10 protein-coding genes are annotated in these 9523 nt (G+C 38.0%); 3 read left to right on the top strand and 7 right to left on the bottom strand.

Annotated features, from left to right (window positions below):
- Window positions 1–450 precede the first annotated feature (450 nt).
- From htpG to LRP81_RS16130, 5 genes are all read right to left on the bottom strand, one after another.
- Window positions 451–2328 carry a molecular chaperone HtpG gene (htpG, locus tag LRP81_RS16150; RefSeq protein ID WP_230502924.1) on the bottom strand — a complete coding sequence of 626 codons (1878 nt, stop codon included), beginning with the start codon at window positions 2326–2328 and terminating at the stop codon, window positions 451–453.
- Window positions 2329–2566: 238 nt separating this feature from the next.
- Window positions 2567–3223 carry a 2OG-Fe(II) oxygenase gene (locus tag LRP81_RS16145; RefSeq protein WP_230502922.1) on the bottom strand — a complete coding sequence of 219 codons (657 nt, stop codon included), beginning with the start codon at window positions 3221–3223 and terminating at the stop codon, window positions 2567–2569.
- Window positions 3224–3387: 164 nt separating this feature from the next.
- Window positions 3388–4587 (bottom strand): MDR family MFS transporter, encoded by a 1200-nt coding sequence (locus tag LRP81_RS16140; protein WP_230502932.1) that lies wholly within the window; start codon window positions 4585–4587, stop codon window positions 3388–3390.
- Window positions 4588–4774: 187 nt separating this feature from the next.
- A complete protein-coding gene (locus LRP81_RS16135; RefSeq protein ID WP_230502920.1) occupies window positions 4775–4933 on the bottom strand; it encodes a glycogen biosynthesis protein GlgD in 159 nt (52 codons plus the stop codon).
- A 14-nt stretch (window positions 4934–4947) separates the two neighbouring features.
- Complete coding sequence (locus LRP81_RS16130) at window positions 4948–5211, bottom strand: YtzC family protein (protein ID WP_230502930.1); 264 nt, start codon at window positions 5209–5211, stop codon at window positions 4948–4950.
- A gap of 144 nt (window positions 5212–5355) precedes the next feature.
- Here LRP81_RS16130 and LRP81_RS16125 point away from each other — a divergent pair, with 144 nt between their 5' ends.
- Window positions 5356–6330, top strand: a complete 975-nt coding sequence (locus LRP81_RS16125; RefSeq protein WP_230502918.1) for a TIGR01212 family radical SAM protein — start codon at window positions 5356–5358, stop codon at window positions 6328–6330.
- Complete coding sequence (locus tag LRP81_RS16120) at window positions 6327–6899, top strand: class I SAM-dependent methyltransferase (protein ID WP_230502916.1); 573 nt, start codon at window positions 6327–6329, stop codon at window positions 6897–6899. The genes LRP81_RS16125 and LRP81_RS16120 overlap by 4 nt, the downstream gene beginning before the upstream one ends.
- 135 nt (window positions 6900–7034) lie before the next feature.
- Here LRP81_RS16120 and LRP81_RS16115 read toward each other — a convergent pair whose 3' ends face one another.
- Together LRP81_RS16115 and LRP81_RS16110 are read right to left on the bottom strand one after the other, a co-directional pair.
- Window positions 7035–8108: a tetraprenyl-beta-curcumene synthase family protein gene (locus LRP81_RS16115; RefSeq protein ID WP_230502914.1), complete on the bottom strand. Its 1074-nt coding sequence runs from the start codon at window positions 8106–8108 to the stop codon at window positions 7035–7037.
- A 2-nt stretch (window positions 8109–8110) separates the two neighbouring features.
- Complete coding sequence (locus tag LRP81_RS16110; protein ID WP_230502912.1) at window positions 8111–8902, bottom strand: alpha/beta hydrolase; 792 nt, start codon at window positions 8900–8902, stop codon at window positions 8111–8113.
- Window positions 8903–8978: 76 nt separating this feature from the next.
- Between LRP81_RS16110 and LRP81_RS16105 the strand changes: the two genes are divergently transcribed.
- Entirely contained in the window at window positions 8979–9497 is a 519-nt protein-coding gene (locus LRP81_RS16105; protein ID WP_230502910.1) for a gamma carbonic anhydrase, read from the top strand.
- The last annotated feature ends 26 nt before the right edge of the window (window positions 9498–9523 follow it).

Genomic DNA, 9523 nt, shown 5'->3' with positions numbered 1-9523 from the left:
GCCCTCCAATCAACCGCTAGTGTAATCTAAAAAATAAAAGCATATTTTTATACTAAAAAACCGAACATATTTGATCAATCACTCAAATAAGTTCGGTTTTGTCTTAGGCTAAAACATTTTTCCAGCCCCTTTATTATGATTTCCATTCATATCCCCAAACGAATTATTCAAATCTCCAAATAACAAATCAAAATCTTTAAATAATCATTTATAATCTCTAAATACCGTATCGAAATCTCCAAATACAAGAGCTGGTGAAGTCTTCCTAGTGCTGGGAGAATAGCGGTGGGCTTGAAACTCAACCTATTCGATGGAAAACAAGGCTTGTTGCCGGTATCGTAGTAGTTTAACTCGAGATAGTCGTCTACTCAATCTGGAGTTTCAATCCTGAAAAAAAGGCGGTCTAGAAAGCCATAAATCTTGGCTTTCTAGACAACCTCATAATCTTTTCTACACCATTACTTTACAAATATTATTTGTAAACTCTACAGGATCTTGCAATGGAAGACCTTCGATAAGTAGTGCTTGGTTATATAACAAGTGTGTGTAAAGAGCAAGTTTTTCACGATCTGCTTCATGCGCACCCTTTAGCGCTGTAAATACTTCATGGTTCGTGTTAATTTCTAAAACTTTATTTGCTTTTACATTCTGATTATCTGGCATTGCACTTAGGATTTTCTCCATTTCAATGGTTACTTCACCCTCGGACGATAAGCAGACAGGATGTGTTCTCAAGCGTTTCGATACTTTAACTGCTGAAACTTTGTCAGCCAAAATCTCTTTCATCGCTTCAAATAACTCTTTATTTGCTTCTTCTTTATCCTGTGTTTCCTTGTCATCTTCTTCAGAATCAATTCCTAGGTCGCCGCTGGAAACATTTTTAAACTCTTTTTCTTTATAGTTCATAAGCATCTTAATTGCGAACTCATCGATATCATCTGTGAAGTAGAGAATTTCAAAGCCTTTGTCTGAAACAAGCTCCGTTTGTGGAAGCTTTTCAATTCGTTCTTTTGATTCTCCTGTTGCATAGTAGATATACTTTTGGTCCTCTTTCATGCGGGAGATGTATTCATCAAATGTGACTAGTTCTTTCTCAGTAGAGGAATGGAACATTAGCAAGTCTTGCAACTGCTCTTTATTAGCACCGAAATCCGCATAGACCCCATACTTCAACTGACGGCCGAATGCTTCAAAGAATTTCACATATTTTTCGCGCTCATCTTTAAGCATGCCAAGCAAGGCACTTTTAATTTTCTTTCCAAGATTCTTTGCAATGAATTTTAACTGGCGATCCTGCTGAAGCATTTCACGGGAAATGTTCAAGGACAGATCCTCTGAATCGACTAACCCCTTTACAAAGCTAAAATGGTCAGGTAACAGATCAGCACATTTATTCATGATTAATACGCCACTTGAATAAAGCTCCAATCCTTTTTCAAATTCCTTAGAGTAGTAGTCAAATGGAATGCTCTCTGGAATATATAGAATGGAATTGTATCGGATCGTCCCATCCACACTTATGTGAAGGTGCTTTAACGGCTTATCAAATCCATAGTGTTTTTCATTATAAAATTTCTCATAATCTTCATCCGTCAATTCCGCTTTATTTTTACGCCAGATTGGTACCATGCTATTGATTATTTGCTCTTCTGTTACTTCTTCAAGTTCTTCCTCATTATCTGCTTTTGGTTTGGAGGTTGTAACATCCATTTTAATTGGATAGCGGATAAAGTCTGAATACTTTTTAATGATTGATTGTATGCGATATTCTTCTAAATACTCATCATAGTTTTCATCTTCTGTATTCTCTTTAATTGTTAAAACAACTTCTGTACCTACACTCTCTTTCTCTGCTGGCTCAATAGTATAACCATCTGCTCCTTCAGATTGCCATCTATATGCTTCATGACTATCAAGCGCTTTACTAGTCACTGTAACAACATCCGCTACCATGAATGCAGCATAGAATCCAACACCGAATTGCCCGATGATGTCATGACCATCTTTAATTTCGTTTTCTTTTTTGAACGCTAAAGAACCACTTTTCGCAATTACCCCAAGGTTTGCTTCCAGCTCCTCCTTTGTCATACCGATACCAGTATCCACAATTGTTAACGTTCTTGCTTCTTTGTTAGGAATTACTTTAACAAAATAACTATCTTTTTCAAACGTCAAGGATTCATCCGTTAGTGCGCGATAATAGATTTTATCCATTGCATCGCTTGCATTGGAAATTAGCTCACGCAAAAACACTTCACGTTGTGAGTAAATGGAGTTAATCATCATTTCTAGGAGTCTCTTTGATTCAGCTTGGAATTCTTTCTTCATGTTCTGAATTCTCCTTCCAGGTATGTAATAATTTTTAGCACTCTAACCATAAGAGTGCTAACACTCTATAAAATAATTATCACATTTGGATAAAATATGTCAAGCAAGAAAAGCGAAAGCGCCTTGAACAGCCCCGACAAGCGGAAGGCACCCTCCCTGCGACGAACAATCCTTTCGAATGAAAATTAGCAAAACAAAAAGCTGGGTCTATATTTTCCAAGAGTCCAGCTTTACTAATTTATTTATGCTTTTTTCTTCTCATCCATTGAGTGGCAGCCCATTTATCTCCTTTTACTATTGGCGCTCCTCCATGAAGGGTTAACTCATTCAAATGGTGGTCATCATAAAAGTATTCGAAATAAACAGCCATCCCTTTTTTCGCTGAAACAGAGAAATTCAGCTTTGGAAAATAGGTCTCCCCACCCTCCTCAACATCATTCAAGTACATGACAAGAGTACTCACCCTCGGATTTGATACAGGTCTGTTGGCAGAAGTGAAGTAATCATAATGCGCTTTATATTCTTGTCCTATTTTGTAGTTTAGAATTTGTAAGCCTTCTCCGTGTTCAATTGGAATCCCCATAATCTCTGAAACTCTTTTTTCAATTTTGGCAACTAGTTTATTTTCTCCGTCATGGAAAAACATACTTGTACTTGTGCGGAGATCACCAACTTCGCGTTTATTCCCTGTTTTAGATCGATTTAATCGATCCATCGACAAATCAATTAATTGGTCACATTCTTCATCACTTAAGACATTTCCTAATACAACTATAAGCGGTTCTTCAAGTCTTGCAATAACATGTACCTCTCTGCCTTGAATATCAATTTTATTTCGGATATGAGGGAAAATAGTCTGTTCTTTATAGGTTACATCTTTTGTATCCTTTGCCAATTATCATCATCCCCTTTAAATGATTTACTATTCAGAATTTTCATAGGAGAGCTCATGTAAAATGATGAAGCAATTTATATTTTACACGGAGGAAATAAAAAATAGAAGTTTTTTATACACAAAAAACGCAGTGCAACTGATATGAAGAAGCACTGCGTTCCTGATTAAGACGCACTTTTAGTGAGCGACTTAACAGCATTTGATTCAACTTTTAACTTACGGTCATAGATGGTAGTAGTGAAAATTGCTACTAGCATAAGTACCATAAGTATTCCAAAGAGCATTCCCATTCCATAGAAATCAACAAGTAAACCACCCATTAATGGACCAAGCATTCTCCCGCCAGTTGCGGTAGAGTTTACAATTCCCTGATAGAAACCTTCCCGGCCTTTAGGAGCGAGGTCATTGGCAACTGTCGGTACAGCTGGCCATACGAACATCTCCCCTATCGTCATAATGATCATTGCAACGACAAATGCGGTATATTGCTCTGCTACTCCAACAACTGCAAAGGATATGATAAAAATAACAAGACCTACATTAATTTGTGTCTTAAGTGTTTTCGTATATCTTTTTACAATAAATGAAATAACAGGCTGTGCCAATACAATAAGGGCACCATTAATGGTCCAGAGAATACTATATTGCGTCAATAATATCCCAAGCGATTGTGTATGTGTTGCGATGGTTGTCTGCCATTGCACATATCCCATCCAGCATAGCAAGTACCCAATACAAATGGTCAGCAATGCATATAGCTTCGTATGGTCCTTCAATTTTCCCTTTTGATCCAGGACAGAAGTTTGAACGATAGGATTTGCTTGTATATGCCGATACCCAAAAAGGGCAATTATTAGAAAGATTGCATATGTGATTGTATTTGCAAGGAAGATATAGTCAAATCGAATACCAGCAACTAGTCCACCAAGCGCAGCCCCAACTGCTACCCCAAGATTTTGGGAAACGTACATTGCATTAAATGCTTTTCGTCCTCCCTCTTTCCACACAGATCCAGCCATGGCATACATAGATGGAAAAACAATACCAGAACCAAAACCAATTATCGTGAGAAAAATTATATAAAAGTTCCATGTATGATTTATTGTCATACCTATTAATGCAATAATTGTGATGGATATCCCCAGAAGTATCGATCTGTATCCACCTATCTTGTCAAATAAAAATCCACCAATTAGGTTACCGATAACACTTGCTCCTGCATTTACCATAAGGACTAGCCCAGCAACAGACAGGGACTTCCCAAGAATATCATGAATATAGATAGTGTTTAGCGGCCATAAAAAAGATGCCCCCGTTACATTAATTGCCATACCGATTACTAGTAACCATAGGGACCTGGGCATTTTCAGCATAAAGGTGCCCTCCTTCTAACCAATTATTATTTCGAAATCCAAAATAATTGTAATGCCTTTTGGTTAGTGTTTCAACAGGTAATTGTTAAAAATGGTAAATGTAATGATTCTGACTATTTAGGAAGAAGAAACCTAGCATATATCAACATGAGAAAAGCAGCTCGATGGCTGCTTTTCTTTACTCGTTTTCACTATGATTTTTAGATCGAACAGGCTGTGCCTTTTTTAAATTCTTATTTTTCACTTCTTTTATAGGGTTATATTCTGCACCCATTTCCGTATTTTCTGCATTGCGTGTTTTTTGTTCTGGATTATTTTGTTTGGAACGTTTTTTCATAAAAAAGTCTCCTTTTAATGCCTCAGAAGAGTCATTTCATTCTGCAGATTTTGAAGTTGCAACCGCATACGGTTGAGCTGTTCACGCTGTTGTGCATTACAGCTTAGGGAGAGGTGCATCAAATCATTATAAGTAGTTTCTAAATGTTCTTGAGCATTCGAAAATTCTGTGTCATTGTAATGTTCCAATTGTTCAGCCTGCTTATATTGGGCATGGGCATTTCTCAGTGCGTCTTCACATTGTTGTATAAACTTTTCCACGGATTCTCTCGTTGCCATTATTTTCACCCCGCAATTTACTTGTGTACTCCTCATTATATTGCACAATTTTTCTTCCTACATGCGAAAAATCTGGTTAAGATTGAAGCAGTAACCTTTAACATGATAAAATAATTTGTCAGTGAAACTAGAGGAGGAACAGGGATGAATAATCAAATCAAGCAAAATCCGTTCCCATATTCCGTTGAGGATAAAAGATATCACACATGGAATTATCATTTAAGGAATCATTTTGGACATAAAGTATTTAAAGTTGCATTAGATGGAGGATTTGACTGTCCTAATCGTGACGGTACAGTTGCACATGGCGGCTGTACTTTTTGCAGTGCAGCAGGTTCTGGGGATTTTGCTGGAAATAGGGCAGATGACCTTATCACACAATTTAATGAAATAAAAACAAAAATGCATACAAAATGGAAAGATGGCAAATACATGGCTTATTTTCAAGCCTTCACGAATACACATGCTCCAATAGCGGAATTACGCAAAAAATATGAAACAGTTTTAAATCAGGAAGGAGTGGTGGGACTTTCGATCGGGACTCGTCCTGATTGCTTACCTGATGATGTCGTCGAGTATTTAGCTGAATTAAATGAAAGAACCTATTTGTGGGTGGAATTAGGTTTACAAACTGTCCATGAGCGCACAGCACTTTTAATCAATCGTGCCCATGATTTTGATACCTATAAAGAAGGAGTTCAAAAGCTTCGTAAGCACGGAATTCGTGTCTGCTCCCATATTATAAATGGGTTGCCCCTAGAAAATGAGGAGATGATGATGGAGACTGCTGCGGCGGTTGCAAACATTGATGTTCAAGGGATAAAAATTCATCTGCTCCATTTGTTGAAAGGAACACCGATGGTAAAGCAATATGAAAAAGGAATGCTGGGCTTTTTATCTTTTGATGATTATGTGAATCTTGTTTGCGATCAACTGGAAATCCTGCCCCCTGAAATGATTGTACACCGTCTAACAGGTGACGGTCCTATTGATATAATGATTGGACCAATGTGGAGTGTTGATAAATGGTCTGTTCTTAATGCTATTGATGCAGAGCTAAAAAGACGTAATAGTTGGCAAGGGAAATTTTATGTCCAGGCAGGTGATATTGCAAAGTGAAGTTAGAAAGAGTATTACCCTACAGTAAAAAATTATTAAATCTTGCTATCTCTGAAGGTGATATTGCGGTGGATTGTACGATAGGAAACGGCCATGATACCCTCTTCCTTGCTGAGCTTGTGGGAGAGATAGGACATGTGTACGGCTTTGATATCCAAGATGAAGCTATTCATCAAACAAAATCCCTTTTAGATGAACATCAGCTCGCAAACCGCGCCACTTTGAATAAAATAAGTCATGAACATTTGCTTGATACCATTCCACCTGAAAAACATGAACATATTAGAGGAGCGGTATTCAATCTTGGCTATCTACCGGGTGGAGATAAGGCGATTGTCACAGTCCCAGAAAGCACCATAACTGCTGTTGATAAACTTCTTTCTGTTATGAAAAAAGAAGCCATCATCGTACTCGTTGTCTATCATGGACACCCAGAAGGACAGTTGGAAAGGGATGCACTCCTTGAATATGTTTCCATGCTGGATCAAAAGAAAGCACACGTTCTTCAATACCAATTCATGAATCAAAAGAATAACGCACCGTTTATTATTGCGATAGAAAAAAATTAACGTAACGCTAACGAGTACAATAAAAAGAAATACAAAGGGAGTACAATTCGTAAGTGATCTGTACTCCCTTTATTTGATAGCCTATAAACGATTTCCCAGATAAATCATCTTAACGTACCCCACCCAGTCAAATGACTATATAGCCCTTCTCCAATCTTGAAACTTCCGGTATGCTTTGCCATTCACATAAAAGAAGTAGGCAGTTCCGCCACTTGCTTTTATAATGCTTTTAGCGATTGAGGAGGTATCTTTGCATTTTTGTACTTTACGGTCAGAAAGGTAGACACCAAGCAGTCCTCTATTTATCAGTCGGTGAAATTTTTCATAAGGCAGATCTGCTGTATAGGCATCCGCCTGTACCATAAAGTGTTTCAGTCTTTGTATGAGCATATTTTCATTTACATAATATGTACAAAAGTTCAAGTCTCCACCAGCCAAATCTTCCTCTTGGTCGATAAAGTAGTCTAGCAAGATGTGGAGACCCTGTATATATGGAAAATAGCTACTAACTATTTTTTTCGCATGTTCCCTTGTAAAAGAGTCTCTGTAGCTTTGGGACACGAGGCAAAAAATACCGAGGGTAGATCCAGAACATGCAGAAAACTCGTACCATTCCATTTCGGGAAGTTCTTCCTTATATAAAGAGAACCATTCCTTAAGGCGCGGCACACGCTCTTCCTCAACAACGTGTTTATGAACTTGTAAATCGCAATAATACCTTGCCAGTTTTTTCAGTTCCGGAGCAATTAATTCATAATGGTGAATTTCAGAAAGTACTTGCTGACATGTTTGGACAAGCTCTCCCAAGTATCCCCCATCATTTTGTTCTGTCCGTTCGCGATAATAATTCATTATCGGATTTCCAACAGTAAGTGCATCTGTCATGGACTCATGCAATGCTGAAAAATCGGCAGGATCTAAAGAAGTACTGCGGTCACACAAATTATCAAGATAGTCGCTAATAGTTTGATATGCAACAATGAATTTTAGTGCCTCTTTGTAGCTTGCACCCGCAAGCAGAGAAAGAATCCCACCACCTTCACAATGAAAGGATTTAGACTCAATGCTTGCAAGAGCTTGTTTGCGAAGTTCTTTATCTGGAATTTCGTTTGCTCGCTTCTTCCAATATTCCAATTCATCATAAACAACTGGAAATACATCTCGATATACTCTTTTCATTAACGAAAAAGGATGGGTGGGTACTTTCAAAATTAATCACTTCCTCCTATTTGTAAATCCACAAATGCTTTCGCAAAGCGGAAAACACGATCTCGCTCTGGCTCATTGAAAATTTCATGATACAAGCCTTCCCATTCTTTATAGCTTTTTTCTTTTACAGAGAGAGAATTGAACCAAGTCTCGGAAGCAAACTTATCCACAATCAGGTCATCTCCAGCTTGCATCATTAAAACTGGAACCTCTGGAAATTTTTCTATGCCCGTGAATGCGATGTTCATGGACTGGACCACTTCCCTATACCATCTTACAGATACCTTTGTAATGTATAGCTCATCACCTGAAGCTGATTTCCTTACTTCCTCATTCCTTGTTGCCATATCCACTGTTAATCCAGTGTTGAATTTTGCTTTTGGCAAAATAAAATTAAGACCTTTAGAAAGGACATCCATACCTTTTTTAGGCTGGTGAAGAAGTTTCATACATGGGGAAGATAGAATGACCCCATCTACCAATAATGGGCTTTTTTCTTGTAGAGTACGGATAACAGCCAATCCCCCCATGCTATGACCAATAACAAAAACAGGTGGTTTTAGCAAATATGCTTCTTTAATCCACTTTTCCACTTCTTCAATATATTCATCGAAATTATCGATATGGCCTCTTCTTCGTGTGGAAAGCCCTTGTCCAGGCAAATCTCCCATGATGACATTAAACCCATTGGACTTCCATTGGTCCATCAACCATGTGTACCTCCCGTGATGTTCCTGGGCGCCATGGACTATTACGATGGTTCCTTTCGGATTTTCCGCCTCCCATTTCCACATTCCAAACACTCCTTCAAAAAACTTCTTTCTGTTATAATAAAATAAATCAATCATCTCTTACAAGCTGGAGGAACTTATGTATAAATTATACCCTTATTTAGATGCATCACCTCAAATTGATGAGACTGCGTACATTGCAGACTTTGCAGTCATCACAGGAGATGTCACCATCGGAAAAGAAAGTAGTATATGGTTTCACACTGTCATCCGTGGCGATGTAGCACCTACTATCATTGGAAACAGGGTAAATATACAAGACCAATCCCTCATACATCAAAGTCCGAATAATCCAATGATTATAGAAGATGATGTCACAGTGGGCCACCAATGTACACTACATAGTGCAATTGTTCGAAAAAACGCCTTAATTGGTATGGGTTCCATTGTATTAGATGGAGCTGAAATTGGTGAAGGTGCATTTATTGGTGCAGGAAGTCTTGTACCACCGGGAAAGAAGATCCCCCCAAACTCTCTTGCATTTGGTCGTCCTGCAAAAGTTGTACGAGAATTAACTGAAGAAGATAAACTGGATATGGCTCGAATTCGCAGGGAATATGTAGAAAAAGGACAATTTTACAAATCCATTCAAAAATAATCGCCACACTCTACTATATTGATTAT

It is taken from the genome of Sutcliffiella rhizosphaerae (genome assembly GCF_917563925.1).
GTDB lineage: Bacteria > Bacillota > Bacilli > Bacillales > Bacillaceae_I > Sutcliffiella_A > Sutcliffiella_A rhizosphaerae.
This window is presented reverse-complemented; position numbering and strand designations above follow the sequence as displayed.

What these genes read in the sequence shown, in the direction of transcription:
- LRP81_RS16110 (WP_230502912.1), bottom strand. Translation starts at nt 8,902, where the DNA reads ATGTGGAAATGGGAGGCGGAAAATCCGAAAGGAACCATCGTAATAGTC.
- LRP81_RS16125 (WP_230502918.1), top strand. Translation starts at nt 5,356, where the DNA reads ATGAATAATCAAATCAAGCAAAATCCGTTCCCATATTCCGTTGAGGAT.
- LRP81_RS16140 (WP_230502932.1), bottom strand. Translation starts at nt 4,587, where the DNA reads ATGCCCAGGTCCCTATGGTTACTAGTAATCGGTATGGCAATTAATGTA.
- LRP81_RS16135 (WP_230502920.1), bottom strand. Translation starts at nt 4,933, where the DNA reads ATGAAAAAACGTTCCAAACAAAATAATCCAGAACAAAAAACACGCAAT.
- LRP81_RS16130 (WP_230502930.1), bottom strand. Translation starts at nt 5,211, where the DNA reads ATGGCAACGAGAGAATCCGTGGAAAAGTTTATACAACAATGTGAAGAC.
- htpG (WP_230502924.1), bottom strand. Translation starts at nt 2,328, where the DNA reads ATGAAGAAAGAATTCCAAGCTGAATCAAAGAGACTCCTAGAAATGATG.
- LRP81_RS16105 (WP_230502910.1), top strand. Translation starts at nt 8,979, where the DNA reads ATGTATAAATTATACCCTTATTTAGATGCATCACCTCAAATTGATGAG.